The 21,413-nt window shown below is 44.7% G+C and carries 22 protein-coding genes; 12 read left to right on the top strand and 10 right to left on the bottom strand.

Annotation, left to right across the window (positions count from 1 at the left end):
• Positions 1-82: 82 nt before the first annotated feature.
• The 7 genes from add to cyaY all read right to left on the bottom strand — a co-directional run bounded on the left by add (position 83) and on the right by cyaY (position 7,217).
• Positions 83-1,081, bottom strand: a complete 999-nt coding sequence (add, locus tag PP2015_RS00315) for an adenosine deaminase (protein ID WP_058028374.1) — start codon at positions 1,079-1,081, stop codon at positions 83-85.
• Between the two features lie 283 nt (positions 1,082-1,364).
• Complete coding sequence (locus tag PP2015_RS00310) at positions 1,365-2,471, bottom strand: heme biosynthesis HemY N-terminal domain-containing protein (protein WP_058028372.1); 1,107 nt, start codon at positions 2,469-2,471, stop codon at positions 1,365-1,367.
• Positions 2,468-4,297 carry a uroporphyrinogen-III C-methyltransferase gene (locus PP2015_RS00305; protein WP_058028369.1) on the bottom strand — a complete coding sequence of 610 codons (1,830 nt, stop codon included), beginning with the start codon at positions 4,295-4,297 and terminating at the stop codon, positions 2,468-2,470. Before PP2015_RS00305 ends, PP2015_RS00310 begins: the two co-directional genes overlap by 4 nt.
• Positions 4,298-4,313: 16 nt before the next feature.
• Positions 4,314-5,252: a hydroxymethylbilane synthase gene (gene hemC, locus PP2015_RS00300; protein WP_058028367.1), complete on the bottom strand. Its 939-nt coding sequence runs from the start codon at positions 5,250-5,252 to the stop codon at positions 4,314-4,316.
• A gap of 21 nt (positions 5,253-5,273) precedes the next feature.
• Positions 5,274-6,227 (bottom strand): DUF2914 domain-containing protein, encoded by a 954-nt coding sequence (locus PP2015_RS00295; RefSeq protein ID WP_058028365.1) that lies wholly within the window; start codon positions 6,225-6,227, stop codon positions 5,274-5,276.
• A 16-nt stretch (positions 6,228-6,243) separates the two neighbouring features.
• A complete protein-coding gene (locus PP2015_RS00290) occupies positions 6,244-6,897 on the bottom strand; it encodes an alpha/beta hydrolase (RefSeq protein WP_058028363.1) in 654 nt (217 codons plus the stop codon).
• On the bottom strand, positions 6,897-7,217 hold the full coding sequence (gene cyaY / locus PP2015_RS00285; RefSeq protein WP_058028361.1) for an iron donor protein CyaY: 321 nt from the start codon (positions 7,215-7,217) through the stop codon (positions 6,897-6,899). Before cyaY ends, PP2015_RS00290 begins: the two co-directional genes overlap by 1 nt.
• Before the next feature lie 121 nt (positions 7,218-7,338).
• Here cyaY and lptM point away from each other — a divergent pair, with 121 nt between their 5' ends.
• From lptM to PP2015_RS00245, 8 genes are all read left to right on the top strand, one after another.
• Complete coding sequence (gene lptM, locus PP2015_RS00280) at positions 7,339-7,521, top strand: LPS translocon maturation chaperone LptM (protein WP_058028359.1); 183 nt, start codon at positions 7,339-7,341, stop codon at positions 7,519-7,521.
• Position 7,522: 1 nt separating this feature from the next.
• The gene (lysA, locus tag PP2015_RS00275; RefSeq protein WP_058028357.1) at positions 7,523-8,776 is read left to right on the top strand and encodes a diaminopimelate decarboxylase; all 1,254 of its coding nucleotides are present in this window, start codon (positions 7,523-7,525) and stop codon (positions 8,774-8,776) included.
• 96 nt (positions 8,777-8,872) lie between these two features.
• Positions 8,873-9,703 (top strand): diaminopimelate epimerase, encoded by an 831-nt coding sequence (gene dapF / locus PP2015_RS00270; RefSeq protein ID WP_058028355.1) that lies wholly within the window; start codon positions 8,873-8,875, stop codon positions 9,701-9,703.
• 48 nt (positions 9,704-9,751) lie between these two features.
• Entirely contained in the window at positions 9,752-10,360 is a 609-nt protein-coding gene (locus tag PP2015_RS00265) for a DUF484 family protein (protein ID WP_058028353.1), read from the top strand.
• A gap of 75 nt (positions 10,361-10,435) precedes the next feature.
• Positions 10,436-11,302 (top strand): tyrosine recombinase XerC, encoded by an 867-nt coding sequence (xerC, locus tag PP2015_RS00260; protein WP_083496618.1) that lies wholly within the window; start codon positions 10,436-10,438, stop codon positions 11,300-11,302.
• Positions 11,303-11,347: 45 nt separating this feature from the next.
• Positions 11,348-12,052: an HAD-IA family hydrolase gene (locus tag PP2015_RS00255; protein ID WP_058028349.1), complete on the top strand. Its 705-nt coding sequence runs from the start codon at positions 11,348-11,350 to the stop codon at positions 12,050-12,052.
• Between the two features lie 11 nt (positions 12,053-12,063).
• On the top strand, positions 12,064-12,948 hold the full coding sequence (locus PP2015_RS00250; RefSeq protein WP_058028348.1) for a dTDP-4-dehydrorhamnose reductase family protein: 885 nt from the start codon (positions 12,064-12,066) through the stop codon (positions 12,946-12,948).
• Between the two features lie 8 nt (positions 12,949-12,956).
• A complete protein-coding gene (locus PP2015_RS00245) occupies positions 12,957-13,640 on the top strand; it encodes a pseudouridine synthase (protein ID WP_058028346.1) in 684 nt (227 codons plus the stop codon).
• 6 nt (positions 13,641-13,646) lie between these two features.
• On the opposite strand, the gene PP2015_RS00240 is transcribed toward PP2015_RS00245, so the two are convergent.
• Positions 13,647-14,030 carry an MAPEG family protein gene (locus tag PP2015_RS00240; RefSeq protein WP_058028344.1) on the bottom strand — a complete coding sequence of 128 codons (384 nt, stop codon included), beginning with the start codon at positions 14,028-14,030 and terminating at the stop codon, positions 13,647-13,649.
• Between the two features lie 453 nt (positions 14,031-14,483).
• Here PP2015_RS00240 and PP2015_RS00235 point away from each other — a divergent pair, with 453 nt between their 5' ends.
• Positions 14,484-15,356, top strand: coding sequence for a DMT family transporter (locus tag PP2015_RS00235; protein ID WP_058028342.1), 873 nt, complete (start codon positions 14,484-14,486; stop codon positions 15,354-15,356).
• A gap of 66 nt (positions 15,357-15,422) precedes the next feature.
• Here the strand turns inward: PP2015_RS00235 and PP2015_RS00230 are convergent, their stop codons facing one another.
• Positions 15,423-17,720, bottom strand: coding sequence for a penicillin acylase family protein (locus PP2015_RS00230; protein WP_058028341.1), 2,298 nt, complete (start codon positions 17,718-17,720; stop codon positions 15,423-15,425).
• Between the two features lie 365 nt (positions 17,721-18,085).
• On the opposite strand from PP2015_RS00230, the gene PP2015_RS00225 reads away from it, so the two are divergent.
• Both PP2015_RS00225 and nadE read left to right on the top strand, forming a co-directional pair.
• Complete coding sequence (locus PP2015_RS00225; protein ID WP_058028339.1) at positions 18,086-18,706, top strand: YceH family protein; 621 nt, start codon at positions 18,086-18,088, stop codon at positions 18,704-18,706.
• An 87-nt stretch (positions 18,707-18,793) separates the two neighbouring features.
• Positions 18,794-19,630 (top strand): ammonia-dependent NAD(+) synthetase, encoded by an 837-nt coding sequence (nadE, locus tag PP2015_RS00220; RefSeq protein ID WP_058028336.1) that lies wholly within the window; start codon positions 18,794-18,796, stop codon positions 19,628-19,630.
• An 18-nt stretch (positions 19,631-19,648) separates the two neighbouring features.
• On the opposite strand, the gene PP2015_RS00215 is transcribed toward nadE, so the two are convergent.
• The gene (locus tag PP2015_RS00215) at positions 19,649-20,536 is read right to left on the bottom strand and encodes a sulfite exporter TauE/SafE family protein (RefSeq protein WP_058028334.1); all 888 of its coding nucleotides are present in this window, start codon (positions 20,534-20,536) and stop codon (positions 19,649-19,651) included.
• Positions 20,537-20,701: 165 nt separating this feature from the next.
• Here PP2015_RS00215 and folM point away from each other — a divergent pair, with 165 nt between their 5' ends.
• Entirely contained in the window at positions 20,702-21,409 is a 708-nt protein-coding gene (gene folM / locus PP2015_RS00210; protein ID WP_058028332.1) for a dihydromonapterin reductase, read from the top strand.
• Positions 21,410-21,413: the final 4 nt, after the last annotated feature.

Raw genomic sequence — 21,413 nt, 5'->3', positions numbered from 1 at the left:
TAATCAAATTTCAGATTAAACTAAAAGTGACGGTAACCACCAGGGTGTTACCGTCGTTTACTTTTATGAGTATAACTAAAGCTTAACCCGCTTTTTTAGCCAGTAAGGCTTGCTTATCTGAGTCACTTAAGAATGCAATTTCAAGCGCATTTTCTTGGGCTTTTTTCACGTCATTAGCGGTTAAACCCGCTACTTTAGCCGCTTCAATAAACTCATGTTGTAGTTCAATACCTTGTACTGCTGGGTCATCGGTATTAATACATGCCGCAATGCCGTGATCTAAGAATTGCTTAAGAGGGTGCTTAGTTAAATCAGCCACGGTACTTGTTTGAATGTTGCTGGTTAAGCAAGATTCAATACCAATGCGGTTATCACGTAAGTAATCCATTAGTTTTGGGTCTTCAATTGACTTCACGCCATGACCAATACGCGTTGCGCCTAGTTCTTGAATCGCCTGCCACACACTTGATGCGCCTTCAGCTTCGCCTGCATGAATAGTTACACCTAAGTACGCATCGCGAACTTGCTTAAAGTGATCAACAAATAACTCACCCGGGAAGCCAAGCTCATCACCCGCCAAATCAACAGCCGTCATATCGTTTTTAAATGCTAAGATTGCATCAAGCTCGTGCTGGCATTTTTCTACACCGAAAGTACGCGACATAATACCGATCAGGTTAACCTTGATATCACGGTTAGCGGTTGCCGACTTAATGCCATCAACCACGGCTTCTACGACACCTTGCGGGTGTAAGTTATGGCTTTGTGCCATATAGTATGGGCTGAATCTTAACTCGGTGTAATCGATATTTTGCGCAATGGCATCTTCTACGTTTTCTATCGCAATACGACGACATGCATCGTAGTCACCCAACACCTTCACACCCCAATCTAGCTTTTGTAAAAACGCCACAAGGTTGGGTTCAGTGCTCTGCACTTGAACATGTGGTAATAAGCCCTCTAGGTCATTGGCCGGAAGCGGTAAATTAAATTGCCTACCTAACTCCAAAATAGTGTTAGCACGCACATTGCCATCTAAGTGGCGGTGTAAGTCTAATAACGGGAATTTCTTATCGAACATAAATACCAATCCTCTATCAATCGTGACCTACTCAGAAGACTTATCGCACGGCTTCTAAGACTCGCTTCAAAAAGGCCTAATGTGGAATCGCAATACACACTCAGGTTTTAAGTAATATCTACTTTTTGAAGATAAAATTTTCCAGATCATACGCATGTAGCGATTATGATCAAGGACAGGTGTCCTCAAGAGAGAGCTCATTCGACCTCTTTTGATAAAAAAGCCCCAGCTACATAACTATAGCTGGGGCTCAATCTGTGTCTAATTTTCTAAATAGTTACTATTATTTTGCGGCCAATAATAAATAAGCTTTTTGGAACTGCTGGGTTTGCTCATAACTGTTTAAAACCGGTTTTAAATGGGCTTTATCGAGCTCTGTTAGCTGACAATTGTCGAATACTTTCGCAGCCAATTCATACTCACCAGCCGCGTTGGCTAGACAACCCATGGCAAATAACAATTGAGGTTGCTCTGGATGTTTTTTCAACGCATCTTGCAGTGATGTACGCAATTTAACATCAGGGTTTTTGGCATGCACAACCACATCAGCAAAGGCTTGATACTGACCTTTCTTTAGCCATTTTTGTAGTGTCGGCAGTAAGTTTTGCCATTGACCGGCACTGGCTTGCGACTGCATGTAAAGTGCTTCGCTTTGCACTTTTAATGCTTTAGGAAGTTGTTCAAATTGGCCAATCGCCTGCTCAGCGTTCGCAGTAAACCAACGCGCCATAAATGCTTGCCACTGTGCTTGAGTCCAATCTAAGCGCTTGTAATGCTGATTAATCGCCGTCGCTAATTCAGCGTGTTTTTCAGCCTGTAGTAACCCAGCCAAATAACTACTCACTGCAGCCTGCGTTGGTTTTTTCTCTGCCATTGGCGCATCTAACAAAGCCAAAGCCTGCTCGTTCTGATTGGCATCCAACCAAAGTTTAGGCACCTTGCTCTGCGCAGCATCACTGATGTTTTGTAAATGCGCCAGTGCCTGTGCTTTATCGCCTTGCTGTAATGCAGCTTTTGCCAGTAAGGCTTGCTGCGCGTCTTGCCACTCTTCAGGTGCTTGTCCTTTATTAAACGTACTTTGCACCACTGCCGAATCATCATTGATGCTTGCCCATAAACCTTGCTGCCACACTTGCTGTGCTTTAAGTGCTTTTTTACCACGCCAAAAACCCGTGGTTTTGCCGTACATGCGTAACAATGTTTTTAATAATTTAAGCACTAGCCACAACGCAATAAAGCTAAGTACAAACATGATCACAAAGGCGACGATTGTGCCTTCGATTGTGGTGTTATTAAATGCGATAAGCACATAGCCTTTCTCATCTATTAATAGATGACCTGCAGCCAATGCTGCAGCGACAAGGGCAAATGCTAAAATTGCTCTTATCATGGCGCAACCTCTTCGGCTAACCAGCTCTTCAATTCTTGTTCAGAGCTTAACTGCATTGGTCGACTAAACTGAAGCGGCTGTTGTTGTAACTCAATCAATGCGGATTGCATTGCTTTAACTTCAGCCTTATCAGCTGCGAAGTAAGCCTCAAGATGTTGCTGTGCTTGTTTTAATGCGGTGAAGAATACGCTGGCTTGTTTATCCATTAGCGCTGTTTGTGCTTGTGATAAATAGCCGCGTAGTTGTGCTTTTAATAGTTGCTGCTCTTGGGCATCCAGTAGCGGATCTATCACGGTCACATCACGTTCGCGGATCTTAATAAAGTCATCCACCAGCCCTTGCCATGTTCTCTTCAGATTGGTTTGCCAATCGCTAACCTCTGTAGATAGTTCAGCTGGTGCCTGCTGACGCGTCTCAGGTAACTGCAAAGTGACTAATGGTAGTGTATCAACCTGATTCAATAAGCCATGTAATTCTAAATAAATACTTTCCACCGCAGGTTGTGGCTGCGCGTTGAGTAATGCAATATCATCTGCCAGTGCCTTTAACACCTCAGTATTGTTGCTCTGTGCCAACAACACATCATGTACACGCTTTAATACCGCGGCACCGCCTTGGTAGTCTTGCTCTGCGGCCACTTTAAAAACCGCTAGACGATGCAAGTAAACCGCTTCATTAATTGCTGCGCCACTGAGCTGTTGATCCGCTTGGCGTAACTTGCTGTCTAACTGTGCTGCAAAGCTCTCTTGTAATTGCGCTGCTTGCGATGACAAAGACTGGTTCACCGCTTTTGACAAGCGTGATTGCTCACTTTGCAGAGCTGCTAAATTCTGTTGTGACTGTTTGAGTTCACTTTTTAAGGCGCTATTTTCAGTTTTTAAAGCATCTAGCGCTGCATAGGTTTTGTCGCTGATCTGCTGTCCATGGACGATTAAACCGGTTGTCATGACACCCGTTGCCGTTGCTATCAACAAGGCTAATACGCCTACTTTACTGATCTTTTGCTTCATCGGTTTGGTCTCTGGCACGCTCGGTTTTTCACTCACAGCGGTTGGTTGTTTTTGTTCTTCACTCATAGTGCTTACCTGCTGTTTTTGAGACGACTTAATGCAACTGAACACGGCATCATCACTGGCACCGTCGGCAAGGTATACCTGCGTCTCAGCAATTTGGTACTCTTGTTGTAAATAATCACAGCTACGTTGACTGACAAGATAAAAATCTCGTTGCTTTAACCAGTCTAAATGTTGTTCTGATTGTGTGTTAAAAACAGCATCAATCGCAGCATTACTGCTCAGCACTATAGCGGTTATCTGTTGTTCACGCCAGTGGTCTAACCAGCCATCAGCGGTTTCTTCTAACGCTGCACGTTCATATACAACACATTGATTTAGAATAGCACCGCGTGATTTACAGGTTGTTGCTATTAGCGTGCGACCACCTTTTCCTTTGACAAGCACGCATTGTTTTGCATCTAAATCTTGTAATGCTTTTAAGGCCAGTAAGCCTTCGGAATCTTGTTGGTGTGGGAAATCTGCTTTGCGAGAAAAATGTGTTTCTATGGCCTGTGCGGTTTGCTCACCCACAGCAAATAGTTTGGCATGGGCTGGTAAAGTAGGATATTGCTCTGCAAGAGATTGCACGGCATCTTGAGAAATGAAAATAATGACATCGGCATTATCGAGTGGCGCAAGCTGCTGGGCGTCCAGTGTTATCGAGGTAAGCGATAACACTGGGGTATGAAGATATGCAATCTGATGCTGCTCGAGTTGCGCCTTAAGCTGCTCACCTTTACCACTTGGCCGTGTGATTGCAATCTTTGTCATATTAAATTTAACCTTATTACGCGTCTCTATATACTTCAGCTAGAATCTTGTCAGCACCTTGCGCTAACAACTGCTCGGCAAGCTGAACGCCTAACTGCTCAGCATTCTCGACTGAACCTGACACTTCATCGCGTAAAATTTCAGAGCCATCAACTGCTCCAACAAGACCGCGAATATGAACTTGCTCCCCATTTACTAGTGCATAAGCACCGATCGGCACCTGACAACCGCCTTCTAAACGACGGTTCATGGCACGCTCTGCAAGTACACGAATACGTGTTTCAGTGTGCTCTAACGGCGCAAGCAATGCTTTTACTCGCTCGTCATCACTGCGGCATTCGATGCCTACTGCACCTTGACCATTGGCTGGTAATGATGTTTCTGGCTCGATGAAGTCAGCAATGCGCTCTGGCATTTCTAAACGAAGCAGGCCTGCTGCTGCCAAAATAATCGCATCGTAATCGCCATTATCTAGCTTAGCTAAACGGGTATTTACATTACCTCGTAAATCGCGAATGTCTAAGTCTGGCCGTAATGCACGTACTTGACACTGACGACGTAGACTCGAAGTACCGACTACTGCGCCTTGCGGCAGCTCATCTAAGCTTTTGTATTTGTTTGATACAAACGCATCGCGCGGATCTTCACGCTCACAAATGGTGTTAAGTTCTAACCCTTCAGGGAATTCAACCGGCACATCTTTCATTGAGTGCACCGCGATATCGGCGCGGCCATCTAACATGGCTTGTTCAAGCTCTTTTACGAATAACCCTTTACCACCGATTTTTGCCAGTGGCGTATCTAGAATAATGTCACCCTGCGTCGACATTGGCACCAGCTCAACGGTAAGGTCAGAGTGAAAACGCTCAAGTTCGGCTTTCACAAATTCTGCCTGCCACAATGCCAGTGCGCTTTTGCGGGTTGCGATACGTAAAATATTTGCTTGTTCTGTCATGCTTTTGCCTGTTAGACGCGATTAAAGCGCCGATGGAATAATTCGAAAAGTTTTTTGTGCCAGTAACTCGCCTTGCTCTGTTACGGCTTCAACACGCCATTGACCTGTTTGGCTTGGCATGATGTTTTTGCTTGAATAAGTACGGTAGCGGTCTGCGCTGATCGTCAATGAAATTTCTGCCATTAACTGATCTTGATGAAACCATAAATGACTAACAGTTTGACCCTTTAGCTTGCGCACCTCTGTGAAGAAAAATAGTTTTTCTTGAAACTCAGTTTGCTCAATCGATTCTTTCAAAACATCAACTGGCTCACGCTCACTGATGCCTGTAGTCAGTACAGCACGGCTAATAAATTGCACATCTATTTGTGCACCTAACGCCACTGAAGTCACTTTCGCGTTGTCTGAAAACTGTGTTGATGACGTTTCTTCATCTTGCTCAATCTCAAGTGAAGTAGTTGCCGTCTCAACAGTTTCTTTCTCAACGCTGATTTCATCAGTCACTTGCGCAAGCTCAGACTCGCTATCAAGGGTTTGCACTGTGTCTGTTTGCTCAGTTAAAACTTCACTGGTTGCTTCCACACCAGCTTGACTGTCAACAGTCGCGGCGTTTTGCTCTGGTTCTTTTAGCTCAGGCTCTGCTGCAGCAGTTTGCACTGGAGCCATAGCTTCTTCGGCAATCACCTCGGTTTCTGGCTCAGAGATAACCACAACCTCGTTATCTAACTCTTGCTTTGTTGTATCTGTAACAAGTGCTGGTTCTGAAATAACGACTGTGTTTGGCTCAACCATTTCAATATTTTGCACTTCATCAGCGTTTACTGAATTCATTAAGCCATACACGATAGCCACAGCGGTCAGCATTAACATGCTTGCTGCCATAAAAATGCGTCGCCAATGCCACTGATAATGCACAGCTTGCGGCTGGGCAGGTGCCTTACTCACACTGGTTTTTATGACAATCTTCTGTGACATGTTTTGCTCCGTTTAATTAAGCCAGTTTTTCAAGCAACCAAGTGCGAATTGCGGTTAGCTCTTCAGCACATACCTGATGTGCCATTGGGTAATCTTGCCATGATACCGAGTAACCTTGTGTAGTCAGCGTATCAAATGCTTGGCGACCCGCCATCATAGGCACGACTGGATCTTGCGAGCCATGCGCCATGAAAATATCTAGTTCAGCTTGCATTGCCTCGTCTGCCAGCTTTTGCGGCGCACACATGTAAGTCGATAACGCCATCACACCGGCTAGCTTTTGCTTAAGACGCGGTGCTAAATGCAAGGCTATCACCCCACCTTGAGAGAAACCAGCCAAGATGATTTTATCGGCAGGTATACCTTTGTCTAACTCAGCTTGAATTAAAGCTTCAACTTGAGCAGAAGAGTCTCTCACACCTGTTTCATCGGCTCTTTTATCTAGATCAAAAGACTTGATGTCATACCATGCGCGCATCACCATGCCACCATTTATGGTGACCGGTTGCTCTGGCGCGTGAGGAAAAATAAAACGTACGCCAAGTTCTGCAGGTAAGCCAAGCTCTGGGGCTATCGGTAAGAAGCCGTTACCTGAATCGCCAAGGCCATGTAACCAAATGATCGACGCTTTATGCGTGCTTTGTGCTGGGTATTCTACAAATTCAAGCATTAGTCGTGCTGCCACTCAATAGGTGCGCCAGCTTGCTTAGTCGCCGCTTCGCTCATAAATTGCCAGAACTCTGCACCCGAGCGGTTGTCGATCCACTGTTCGCCTTGTAGCTCAAAATGGTGACCATTGAACTTAGTTGCAACCCATACTTGATGAAGCGGTGCTTGTTTGTTGATGATGATTTTACTCTTATCAGGGAAGATGATCTCTAAAATGCCCGATTGAGACTCATAGTCTAAATCAACATCACAGTCATCAATTTGCTCTTCAATGGTTAACATTAACGCGTCGGCAAGTTCGTGGTATTCATGATCGGTCATCACGGCATCCTTCAATAAGCACGGTTGTATAAGTTATGACGAAATTTCACAGCCCCAATAGCTGCATTTTCTATGAATTCTGTTACTCTGCGATTATAAAGGCACTGACATCATTAATCTAATGAAAGCGAACCCCTCATTCACAAGCTTATTCTTTTTGGTCATCTTTACCAGCTTATTCGTGACTGGTTGTGGCCAAAGTGGCGTGCTCTATTTACCAGAGCAACAGCAACAAGATAACCAAACACCTGCGAGTAAACAACCTAAGCAAGACCAACAGAAACAACAGCAAGAGGAAAAGTAAGATGGATTTTTTCGAATACAAAAATAATCAGCTGTTTGCTGAAGGGGTTTCGGTGGCAGATATCGCCGAGCAATACGGTACCCCCTGTTATGTCTATTCTCGCAAAACTCTAGAGCGTCACTATCATGCATTTACCGATGCCGCTGATGGTCACCCGCATTTAGTCTGCTATGCAGTTAAAGCAAACTCGAACCTGGCTGTGTTAAATGTCTTGGCAAAACAAGGTGCTGGTTTTGATATTGTATCGCAAGGCGAACTTGCGCGCGTTCTTCAGGCAGGTGGCGATGCCAGCAAAGTGGTATTCTCTGGTGTTGCAAAAACTGCACAAGAAATAGCTTTTGCTTTAGTACAAAACATCAAATGTTTTAACGTGGAATCAGAAGCCGAACTGGAACGTATCAGTCATGTTGCCAGCGAACTAAATAAAACTGCACGCGTGTCTATTCGTGTGAATCCAGATATAGATGCTAAAACTCACCCTTACATTTCTACCGGTTTAAAAGAAAACAAGTTTGGCATCGACATCAATCAGGCCTTCGATATTTATCAAAAAGCCTATGCACTACCTGGTATTGAAGTGGTCGGTGTTGATTTTCATATTGGCTCGCAGCTGACCGAAGTCGCGCCATTCTTAGCCGCACTAGATAAAGTTTTGGCTTTGGTCGATAAGCTAAAAACCGCAGGCATCGAACTTGAACATTTAGATATTGGTGGTGGTCTAGGCGTACCTTATGACAGCGAAAAACCGCCTCACCCAAGTGCCTATGCCGCAGAGGTGAAAGCTAAGTTAGTAAACTACCCTCATCTAGAGTTAGTCTTTGAACCAGGTCGCGCTATTGCTGCTAATGCTGGTATTCTAGTGACGAAAGTAGAGTATATTAAGCCAACTAAAGACAAGCACTTCGCAATTGTTGATGCCGGTATGAACGACATGCTTCGCCCCTCTTTATATCAAGCATGGCAAAACATCATTGCTGTTGCGCCGCGTGCAGATGGCACACCAACACAAAATTATGATGTAGTGGGCCCAGTGTGCGAAACCGGTGACTTCTTAGGTAAAGATAGACCCCTTGCCATTCAAGCCGGTGATTTACTTGCGCAGCGCAGTGCCGGCGCCTATGGCTTTACCATGAGCTCAAACTACAACTCGCGCCCTCGTGTGGCTGAAATAATGGTGGATGGCGATGAGAGTCATTTAGTTCGCCAGCGTGAGACGCTCACTTCGCTTTGGCAAGGCGAGCAATTACTGCCTTAATTAAGCGCATTCCTGCACCAAGCTCAGTGGATATCACTGGGCTTTTGATAATTGCCATGGCAAAGTAGTAGCAGCTTGGAGTTACATTAAGACATTATGTTTGTAAATTTTTCTAAAATGCACGGTTTGGGTAACGACTTTATGGTCGTTGATAACGTCACTCAAAATGTATTTTTATCACGCGACCAAATCAAGAAACTTGCTGACCGCAATTTCGGTGTAGGTTTTGACCAACTACTCATGGTTGAAGCACCTTACTCTCCAGATCTCGATTTTCATTATCGTATTTTTAATTCTGATGGCACCGAAGTGGAACAATGTGGCAATGGCGCACGCTGTTTTGCACGCTTTGTGCGCATGAAGGGTCTCACCAACAAACATAAGGTCGCAGTCTCTACTAAGGGTGGCAACATTACCTTGTACACAGAAAAAGATGGCCAAGTCACCGTGAACATGGGTAACCCACACTTTGCGCCGAGCAGTGTGCCATTTAAAGCGAAAAAACCAGAGCTCACTTATATTCTTCGCGCCGGTGAAAGCACGGTTTTTTGCGGCGTAGTGTCTATGGGCAACCCTCATTGTGTATTAGAAGTCGACGACGTAAATACCGCTGAAGTCGAGACCTTAGGGCCATTACTTGAAAACCATGAACGCTTCCCTGAACGTGCCAATGTGGGTTTTATGCAGGTCATCAACCCTGAGCATATTAAATTGAGAGTATGGGAGCGCGGCGCTGCCGAAACACTCGCTTGTGGCAGCGGAGCGTGTGCTGCTGTGGCTGTGGGTATAATGCAAAAGAAATTAGCCAGCACAGTGCGCGTTGATTTACCTGGCGGTTCATTACAAATACGCTGGCAAGGCGAAGGCAACCCAGTACGTATGACAGGCCCAGCTGAGCACGTATTCGATGGGCAAATTTCTCTGTAAAGAATCAGCTATAGAGTGCGCTCAAAATAAAAAGTCGGAGTAATTAATATGAAGAAAACAGATCAAGAACAACAAGTCTGCGACTACTTAAAACGCAACCCCGACTTTTTTCAACATCACCCTTATGTGTTACTTGAGTTAGAGCTGTTCAGCAAAAGCCAAGGCTTACCTAATTTAGCACTGCAACAGCTGCGTTTATTAAGAGAACAAAACCAAGCATTAAAACAGCAGCTTTCCGGGATGGCTAAAATTGCACACAGCAATGAACAAACCTTCAAAATTCTGAGTGATTGCCAACGCCAGATTTGGCAAGCTAGCTCGCTAAATGAAATATCTAAAGTGATTCAAACAGCATTTGCCAATACACCTAATATTTCGGCGACAGAGCTACTCTTTCAGCCTGAGCAAGTAACCCAAGCCATAAACACCACGCTTGAAGATAAAGCCCAATACTTAGGCCGCACGCCAAAGCAGTTAGATAGCATCTGGGAAAAAGCCCCGAGCACTGGCTCTGTGGCACTGTATCAACTTCACGATAGTGATGCGGTGCTGGCTTTTGCCAGTGACAACCCTGCGCATTTTTGCCCAAATAACGACGACTTGTTGATGCAAGAGTTTTTAGCAGGCTTAAACCTGAGAATTGCAGCGCTTGGATAGCCCATTGTGACTAGTCAGCTCAATGCCTCTCAAAGTGAACTTAAAGAGGAGTTTTCACAACCAATCGATGCATTTATGGCTTATTTACGTCATGAAAAGCAATATTCAGAACACACTTTAGGACAGTATAAACGCCAACTTATACAAGCCGCTTTGGTCTTTCAGCAAGACTGCCATGATTGGTTAGGTGTATCCCCCGACCATATTCGACGTTTTAGCATGCAACTGCGCAGCAAGCAGTACAACCCTCGCAGTATTAATTTGAAGCTTAGCTGCATTCGCAGTCTGTATAAGTTTTTAAAAGCCAAACATCAACACCACCAAACTTTAATCAACCCAGGCGAAGGTATTAAAGGCCCTAAGTTTCAAAAACCACTGCCAAAAAATCTCGATGTTGACCAAATGGCACAGTTATTAGAGTTGCCTGAAGACGATGCCCTCGCAGTTCGTGACAAAGCCATGATGGAGTTAATGTATTCAAGTGGTTTGCGTGTCAGTGAGCTGGTGAATGCCAACTTAAATGATATTCGTGAAGGGGAAATTCGGGTACTGGGTAAAGGCAGTAAAGAGCGCGTAGTCCCGGTAGGCAATAAAGCCCTCGCCGCATTAGAGGCATGGTTGAAGCTACGCCCACAATTTGCCATTGAAGGCGACCCTGCCTTGTTTGTTAGCAAGCAAAAGCGCCGTATCTCAACCCGTCATGTACATGAGCGCATGAAAGATTGGGGCCTAAAGCAAGGTATTAGTACTCCAGTGCACCCACACAAACTGCGTCACTCATTTGCCAGTCACATGCTGGAATCAAGTGGTGATCTGCGCGCCGTGCAAGAGATGCTCGGGCACAGCAGTTTGTCAGCAACCCAAGTCTATACCCATGTCGACTTTCAACATCTTGCCAAGGTGTACGACAAAGCGCATCCGAGAGCGAAAAAATCCAAATAGCAGTTCATTTACGTATAATATGGATAACCTTAAAGGAGCCACTTAATGCGATTCAACCGAGCTATCACGCCCGTTAAAGTTTTAAGCTTTGACCTAGACGACACCCTTTATAATAATCATCCGATAATCAAAGCTGCACTACAGGCACAATTTGATCATCTTGCCACAATTGAGCAGTGGCATGCTAAAGGCCCAAACTACTGGCGTGAGTGTCGCAACCATATTGGTGAAACACAGCCTGAACTTCAGAGTGATGTGACGAAATGGCGTCAGGTTGCATTAAGGTATGGCTTTGCACAATTAGGTTTTTCTGACAGACAAGCACAAGAGTACGCAAACGCAGCGTACAAGGCATTCGCCGATGCGCGCAGCAATATTGTGGTTAGCGATGATGTACTTGAGTTACTAGCGCAATTACGTGAAAAATATACCCTCATCGCCATTACCAACGGCAACGTTGAAATCGAAAAATTTAACTTAAAAGGCGAATTTGATTTGGTATTACAAGCCGGTCCTCACGGTGAAGCTAAACCGAGTCGCGCCTTATTTGATAAAGCCTGTGCACTGTTAGAAGTGAAGCCAAGTGATATTCTTCATATTGGCGATAGCCTTGATACCGATGTACAAGGCGCAAATAATGCAGGCTGTTATAGTGTTTGGCTCGATAACCAAGATTGTGCATATAACTACAAAGGGCTTGCTGATATTGAAATAACTGACATTATGCAGTTAAAGCTTTTAGTAAATTAACAGGACTTTTAATGTCTCAGACCAAAATAATGATAACAGGCGCTACAGGCCTTTTGGGACGCGCTTTATTCTCAGAGTTGAACAGCCGCTTTAATGTAATTGGCACAGGCTTTAACCGTGCTGAGGGCAACATCATCAAATTAGACCTACACGACCAAGATGCAGTTGCAAACAGCTTAATTGAGCATAAGCCACAAGTCGTGATCCATGCCGCCGCTGAGCGCAACCCAGATATTTGCAGCAACAAGCCAGAGCAGGCCATTGCCCTGAATGTCGCCGCTTCAAAATTTTTAGCTGAACAGTGTGAAGCCATCGGTGCCAAATTGATTTTAATCAGTACCGACTATGTGTTCGACGGCCAAGATGCCCCCTATTTAGAAAATGCCGCACCGAATCCTCTAAACCTGTATGGACAAAGCAAGCAACAGGCAGAACAAGCTGTGTTAGCGGTTGCGAAAACTCATAGCGTGATACGAGTACCGGTTTTATACGGTGATGTCACGCATTTAGGCGAGTCAGCAGTCACCACACTTGCACAACAACTCAGTGCCACTGCGCCTTCTAGTCACGACAACTGGGCGATCCGCTATCCAACTCACGTAGCAGATATTGCCATGAGTATCCGCGATTTGATTCAGCAACAAGATAAATTAGGTGGTATCTTTCATATTTCTGGCACTCAGAAAATGACTAAGTACCAAATGGCATGCTTAATGGCTGATGCTCTTGGCTATGACAGCAACCTACTTGAGCCTTTAGGTCAACCAAACGATGGTACACCACGCCCTTATAACTGTGCCCTCGAAAACAAACGTTTAAAAGCTATGGGTATTCATTATGAGCGCGGCTTTGCCAAAGCGATTGCTGAGATTATTCGTGCACATATCAATAAATAAACAACCCGATGTCTAAAACGCGCCTTGCAAAATATATTGGCCATGCGGGAGTTTGCTCCCGCCGTCAAGCTTCTCGCTTAATTGACTTGGGTGAAGTGACGGTGAATGGTCGACCAGCAAACCACATCGATCACGTTGATGAACTTGATGAGGTTATTGTGCAGGGCGTGAAGCTTGAAGGCCCTGCCAAAAAGGTGCTCTACGCTTACCATAAACCTGTTGGGATAGACTGTAAGCTAAAACCTGAAGATCCAAGCAGCCTTATTCATCACTTACCGCAAGGCGAGCGTGTTTACCCAATTGGCCGCTTAGATAAAGACTCTCGAGGTTTGTTATTACTGACAAACGATGGGGAATTATGCCACCAGTTAATCCATCCAGATCACCATCAAGAGAAAGAGTATCTAGTCGAAGTCGATAAACCTCTTGATGCCAATTTCTGTGCCAAAATGGCTGCAGGCGTGCCTGTTGATGGCCAAATCACTCAGCCTTGTGAAGTTTCTCTGGTTGATGAGACCCGCTTTAAAATCATTCTTAAGCAAGGGCTAAATCGACAGATCAGGAAAATGGCCAAATATTGTGGTTATAAGGTGATAGATTTATACCGAGTGCGCATTGCCAACTATGTGTTAAATCCAAATGAAGTCAGCGAAAACACCTACCAAGCTATCACCTTAAATGAATTACTCTAGTGTTTTTTAAAAGCACACCACGACCATCGCCAGGGCACTGACTAACCCCACCAACCACACCGATGAACGGGCAATGTGCCAGTCAAGGTAATAACAGACGCAATAGGCAACACGGGCAATAATGTGGGTGACCGCCAAGGTTTGTGTGGTCTCGTTTATGGTATTCGTGCCCAACACCACTGCTAATGCGATGGCAAATACGGTTAATGCTTCAAAGCTATTTTGATGGGCTGCTAAAGCGCGAGCACCAAAGCCAGTAAGCTGCGTTTGTTGTGCTCTAGGGTGTCGATTATCGTAGCCGCCTAATCGATTCATCGCGATAGCAACGGGCGCTTTTGCCAAATAAGGCAACAACATGGCGATAAAAGCACAAACGAGTAGCGTGGTCATTTTATTAACTCCAAACTGACAATATTCATAGTCAAAATATTCTTAATTCAAAACAACACGCTAGCACAAAACTGTAGACAAAAAAAAGCCACCTAAAAAACAGGTGGCGAATCATTTTGTAGCATCTGATTCGAGTATACGCACAATAATCAAAAATACACTGCGACAGATTGTCGCAGCTTAGGTAGATGCCAATTTACCTTCAAACGTTTCTCTTTAGCTTAGTCCACTCTCAGTTTTATATTTTCAGGTGATGCGTCAAATAATGAAAATAAATGCCTAAAACTTGCGATGATTGATCAATGATAATGATAAATATTCATACCCCTCAATTGCTTGCAAGACAATCAGAGCATTTCGATATAGTGTTGTCGAGTATAAGCAGTTTTAGACGACGTGAGTGGGCTGTCGTGCTCACTAGATAAATCACTTAACAATAATAATTGGTATCCTATGACCTGGATCGCTTTCACGCTATTAGCCGCTTTCTCTCAAGCATGGCGAAACGCCCTACAAAGTAAACTAAGTAATCACGCGAGTATTGCAGGTGTCACCCTCGCCCGCTTTTTGCTCGCCAGCCCGCTTGCGGCACTCTATCTTTTCACACTATATCAATGGCAACCTGCTGAGGCACTATCTCCCAATAGCAGCTTTTTATTTTATGTATTTGCAGCCAGTATTATGCAAATTGCCGCCACAGCACTCATGGTAGTACTCTTTAAGCAAAATAATTACGCCGTCGGCGCAGGACTTGCCAAAAGTGAGGCCTTAGTCGCCGCCATTTTAGGTATGTTGTTCTTTGGCTCTACGCTATCGTTATTAGGTTGGCTGGGGGTTGCTATTGGTGGTGTCGCAGTGCTACTTCTGAGCGGTTTTACCTTAAAAAATCTCAATCCAAAAACAGCACTCATTGGCTTAGCCTCAGGTACCGCATTTGCCCTTACCTCTCTTTGGGTACGAGAAGCGAGTATCGCATCAGGGTTGCCTTTTCCACACAGTGCCGCTTGGGTTTTACTCTTTGTATTACTCACCCAAACTGTGATGCTATCAGCGTATATCAGTATTAAAGAATCACACACTTGGCGCACTTTGCTCAGCTATAAACCGCTGACTTGTGCGATAAGTGTTACCAGCTGCATTGGCTCAATTGGTTGGTTTAGTGCCATGAGCTTACAACACGTTGCTTATGTGAAAACCCTTGGGCAAGTTGAAGTGTTTTTTACCATCTTGCTGTCGATTTTCTGGTTAAAAGAACCGGTAAAGAAACACGATGGACTTGGGCTAGGCCTAATCGCCATTGCGGCTATATTGGTGATGATGACCTAAGCTCAGATTAATTTAAAAGCCCGATTTTCGGGCTTTTAACTTGTTTAGCTAATGGATTAAACAACATTAATCTACTTTAGGAATAAAGTTGATTTCATGGGTTATCACCTGCGGCAATAACGGCGTATTATCGCCTTCTGCATACTCATCAAAGCCACTGCGATAGAAAGGGGAAAGTGGGTGACCACTTTGTCCACCAGCCACGGTCATAATGGCTTTCTCTAACTTTCCAGGTTGCACAATAAAGCGCTGTGACGCACCAAATTCAGGGCGTTGTACCGCAGGCATGTAGCTATCACCAAAACCGTCGTATTTGGGCATATTTAGGAAGTGGCTCAATATTGGTAGTTGCTTGCTAAACGGATGTTGAATTTGTAATGCATTCACCTCACCCCATGTCCATGCGGCCATATTTGGGCCAAACTCTGCAGCCAATTTTTGCTTCGCTTGTTCGTAAGCTGCCAGTTGCAACGCTTGCCAGTTATCATGGCCGTGCAACCAAGATTCTGGCTGGGCGTTGATCAATTGCCAAAGCGCCGGCTCTAAATAATTTTTCAGTGCGCTTAAACTGCTACCTGACTTTTTCATGTTGCGCTCAACCGACACAAACACGGTATCAATGAGGCTATCACGATAATAGCGCACTAAGGTGTAGCCCACTGACTCAGCGCATGCGCATTGCTGCCAATCATCTAGCCAGCTTAAGTCGATTTGATACTTAAACTGGGTTTCGGTGTCTTGTCGTAATAGCGACGATAATTGCTTATGCCATGGCGTTAAGAAACGCGCTTCGTTATCGAGCTGGATGGCATAAAAATCTTTTTCACTAAATTGTGACTTCTCTAATAATCGATCTCTGATCTGCGCTGAACGCGCACCCAAAGCATAACCGCCATCACCAAAGCGCTGATGAGCAACAGCCGAGACCACACGAGAATTACCCGTCCAGAGTTTACCACTTTGCGGATTCACTACTTGTGGGCGCTGTACTTCATTAAATTGCCAAAGCTTGGCGTAGTGCTCACTGGATTGTGCAATATCTGCCGGATTTGTGCGCGCAGGCACGGCGCCCATTGGCTTCCATGCTGCATTGCCTTGGTCGTCTACCACCATTAAGTTTTGTACTGGAATACCCACATGCGGCGCCAGTGCGACGGCTTCTTCAACCGATTTCGTGCGTTCAAACCTAAGTAACTCTAGGTTTACTGCATAAGACTGGTGTGCCACCCAGCTTAATGCATATTGCTCACCTTGAATTTCTTTTACTGGGCCGTAATTAGACATGGTCAGCTCATATACCGCATGCTCACCGTTTGGTAATGCAATACGCTCGTTTACTTGCCATGTTTTGTCTTGCTCTGTTAAGGCTATCCAATCCGCGGTGTCTAAATAACCGTTGGTGAACCCCCATGCTATGTGATCATTACTACCCACTACAACGGCTGGTGTGCCCGGTAACGTCACCCCTGTCACCTGATATTTTTCACCTTGGTGGCTGTAATTTAATTGTGCACGATACCAAATTGACGGCACATTCAAACCCAAATGCATGTCATCTGACAGCATGGCTTTACCGGTCTTGGTTAACGCGCCGGTTACCGCCCAGTTGTTACTGCCGTAATGGTCTTGCTCTTTAATATGCGTTACTTGTGATATTACTTCACGACTAATTGGCTCTGGAATGGCAACGCGACCCTGTGGCAGTTTTGAGCCATCGAGTGCCGCCTGATACTGACTTGGCTGTAAGATAAACGCGCGCATTTGCTCGCCGTACAGCTTATCTAAATGAATTAATGCTTCATCCCTAAAATAGGTGCCCGCTTGTAAGTCGAGATACATGCTAAAAATCACCAGTAAGCTATCTTCGCTTAACCAAGGCTTTACCTCTGCGCCACTTAATAGGTATTCAAAGCTAGCTATGCCTGCTTGACTTCTACCTTCGTTAACCCCTTGCGTGTAAGTTGCCAATAGTTGTTGATCGGTTTCAGGTAATAATTTAAGAATTTCTTGGCTGCGAGCACGTAACTGGTGAAAGCGCATTTTTTTATCGAGCTCGAGCGCGCCTTTACCAAATAACTCACTTAACTCTCCCGCAGCGTTGCGGCGTAATAAATCCATCTGGAAGAAGCGATCTTGGCCATGAGCAAAACCCAACGCATAAGCGGCATCTTGCCGGGTTTTAGCGGTGATGACTGCTTGCCCCAATGTGTCTCTAGCCAGTGTGATAGGCTTAGAAATGGCATCGGATGTACCCTTACCGTCTAATGCCGGTAGGCTGAGCGATAACAAGCCATATAAGCCTGCGGTAAGAATTAAAATGAGGATCAACAACCCAGATAATCCACGCTTGAGCCAACTTAACATTGCGGTGTCTCCTTGTGCTTTATTATTTTTATACTAGCCATAAATAAATGACGCTATTGTGTCAGCGACACTGCATTATGTTCATGTTATACCCAGCTTTTCAATCTTGTTCCTCTCTGATAACCAACTAAATCTATTCTTATACCAATCCGCTTAATTAAGTGATCTATTTTGAGGCAAGTAAAATTGTTGATAGCGAGGCTAAAATTTTGCTATTTAGTTGTTCTAAATAAGAAATTTTTAACGAAGCTAGCGTCAGTTTTAGTACCTCAAAAATGATTAAGTATTATTGAGGCTTGGTATTACTGGTATATTAATTCGCCTTAACGTACATTTGAGAAATAGCCTAATTAAGGAGCTTGGCGATGGAATTAAATCAGATTGAACAACGTATTATTGGCGTGTTGCTAGAAAAAGAAATTACCACCCCTGACCAATATCCTCTATCTTTAAATTCTCTGACGACGGGTTGCAATCAAAAATCGAATCGTGAGCCGGTATTAGAATTAAGCGAAGCTGAGGTCTTAGATGCCGTTGATGGTTTAATTGCTAAAAGAATAGTGGTTCGAGATGAAGCTGTTTCGGGTCGAGTCGATAAATACCGCCATCGTTTCTGCAATACCGAATTCAGCGATTTACAATTTAACGAACAACAGCTCGCGGTTGTATGTGTATTACTATTACGAGGCCCACAGACTCCTGGCGAGCTTCGCAGTCGTACCAACCGCCTAGCTAACTTTGCTCAGGTCAGTGAAGTTGAACTAGTATTACAGGATCTCCAGCAGCAAAGTCTTGCTCAACAACTGCCAAGACAACCTGGCAAACGTGAAAGCCGTTATCAACATTTGTTTATATCGAGCACAGAAGCTGAACTAGCCAGTGCAGGGGCTGAGCCATTGGCTGAGTCTGACCTAGGTAGCTTATTAGAGGAAGTGCAGCAACTTAAGCAAGAATTAGCCAAGATAAAACAGCATTTAGGACTTTAAATGTAATAAATAGCGCTTTAAATTCAGCAAATATCACAACATAATAGAGCTTGCACTCAATAAATCAGAACTCACAGAGGAATCATCATGCGCCAAGCCATTTTAGTCGAAATGCGCGTTCAGCCTAATATCGACGTCGACTTTGAGATCACCCGTCGTGTTAACTTCATCAAACAACGTCTTGTCAGTGCACATTGTAAGTCACTGGTATTGGGTATTAGTGGTGGCGTAGATTCTTCAACTTGTGGTCGCTTATGTCAGCTTGCCGTTGACGAGCTTAATAACGAGTTAAACACCACTGAGTATCAGTTTATTGCAATGCGCTTACCTTACGGCGTGCAAGCGGATGAAGACGAAGCACAATTAGCTCTTGGGTTTATCAAGCCGAGCAAACGTCTAACGGTGAATATTAAAGATGCGGCAGATGCACTGCATGCTCAAGCCCTACAGGCCATGTCTGATAGCGATACTGCTTTACCTAGTGACAGCCATGTGGACTTTGTAAAAGGTAATGTGAAAGCTCGTCAGCGTATGGTTGCGCAATATGAGATTGCCGGTCTTACGCAAGGTTTAGTGGTTGGTACTGATCACAGCGCTGAAAACATCACAGGCTTCTATACAAAGTTTGGTGACGGTGCCTGTGACCTTGCGCCTTTGTTTGGCCTATCTAAACGCCAAGTTCGCGCATTAGCCAGCAAGCTTGGCGCACCAGCTGCTTTAGTAGAAAAAGCACCGACAGCCGATCTTGAATGTGATAAGCCAGGTCTAAAAGACGAAGATGCGTTAGGTTTGAGCTACGAGCAAATTGATGACTTCTTGGAAGGTAAAGACGTAGACGCTGAAGTGGCTGACAAGCTGATTGGGATTTACCTACGCACGCAACATAAGCGCCAACCTATTCCTACGGTTTACGACGAAGTATAAGCAATAAAGAAAACTGGGTTATGAGCTCACTAGCTCATAACCTGTCATACCCGCCTCGAGGACAATTAAACTCAGCAAAAACATCACCACATAACCCACTTTTACTTTTGCACATACATATGCTCCAAGTGGCGCGCCAATTACCACCACAGGAATAGCAGCAAGTAAGTAGCTATGAATTTCTGGCGTGATCTGCTGTAAATAAACCACATTGATAAGACTGCCGATCACTGAGGTAAACGCCATCACTAACACCGATGTCGCCGTCGCTTTTTTCACATCGGCTTTATAGCAAAGCAATAACAGCGCAAATAATGCGATATCGGCCCCTGAGCCCACCAAACCACTGGCAACGCCACCGATAAAAGCCACCAGCATTAAGCGCTGTGGATGAGGGTGAATGTCATCAATACTGTGCTCATGGTGGGCTTTGCGCCACCACCTAACCAGCATGGTCACGGCAAAGCACAGCAACAACACACTAAATACCGACTTAACCCACAGCCTAGGCACAACAGGGGCAACATACAATAAACTTAACATCACACCCAGTGATGCCATTGGCAGCGCAAGCAGCACCACATTACGATAATAAGGGATGTCCCGACAGATAATGGTTAAACTCGCCGCGGTCATACCAAAACTTTGTATTGCCAAAGAAAACACCTTGGCAGTGGCCGGTTCAATATCCAGTACCTTAGTCATAATCGGAAACGCCACTGCCCCACCTCCCAAGGCAGTGCCACCAGCTACAAAAGACCCTAACGCCATGGTTAAAGCAATCTCAAATTCTTGATAAATCTGCATCAATGCAGGCTTTAAGCCTTGTAACAATAACAAGGAGGCATAAACTCCAGCAATGAACCAAAACGGCCAAACTGACTTTTGCGTAACTCTTGCTAACATCCGACCTCCGTAGACAGCGCTGTCAATTATACCCGCGTTATATACTTTAAGTTCACATTTTTATGAGCGTTAATCTAAGCTGATGCAAGCGCTTGATCGATAAAAATAAAAAAAGCGTATACACTGGTTAAATAGAAAAAGTTTAACAACATAGATAGGTCTTACATGACAGCACCCATACTGATTACCGGCGGCGCACAGCGCATTGGCTTAGCACTCACAGAACACTTTGTTGCTCAAGCACAGCCCGTAATAATGACTTATCGCACCCGTCACGCATGTATTGATGAACTCGAAGCTCAAGGCGTTACTTGTATTCAATGTGATTTTGATAAGCCCGATTCAGTCAGCGAGTTAGTCAACCGAGTAACACCTATCACACCTAGCCTTCGAGCAGTGATCCACAACGCATCAAGCTGGGATTGTGAAGCCAGTTGTGACGACTATGCCAATTTATTTGATCGCATGATGCACATTCATGCCAAAGTACCTTATTTACTGAATATGGCACTAAGCCCGCTATTACAAAGCTCCGAAGACATCACCGATATTATTCACTTAACCGATTACGTGGTTGAGACTGGTAGCCCGAAACATATTGCCTATGCAGCAAGCAAAGCGGCTTTAGACAACTTAACTAAGTCTTTCTCCGCGAAGTTTGCACCGAGTATTAAAGTAAACTCAATCGCGCCGAGTTTGATCATTTTTAATGAACACGATGATGACGCGTATAAAGCAAAAACATTGAAAAAATCCTTGATGGGCATCGAGCCTGGCTGCCGTGAGATCATTAATAGCGTTGAGCTATTATTAAGCAGTAACTACATCACAGGCCGCACCCTAGCAGTTGATGGCGGACGCCACTTAAAATAAAGAG

Origin of the sequence: Pseudoalteromonas phenolica, assembly GCF_001444405.1 — a bacterium.
GTDB lineage: Bacteria > Pseudomonadota > Gammaproteobacteria > Enterobacterales > Alteromonadaceae > Pseudoalteromonas > Pseudoalteromonas phenolica.
This window is presented reverse-complemented; position numbering and strand designations above follow the sequence as displayed.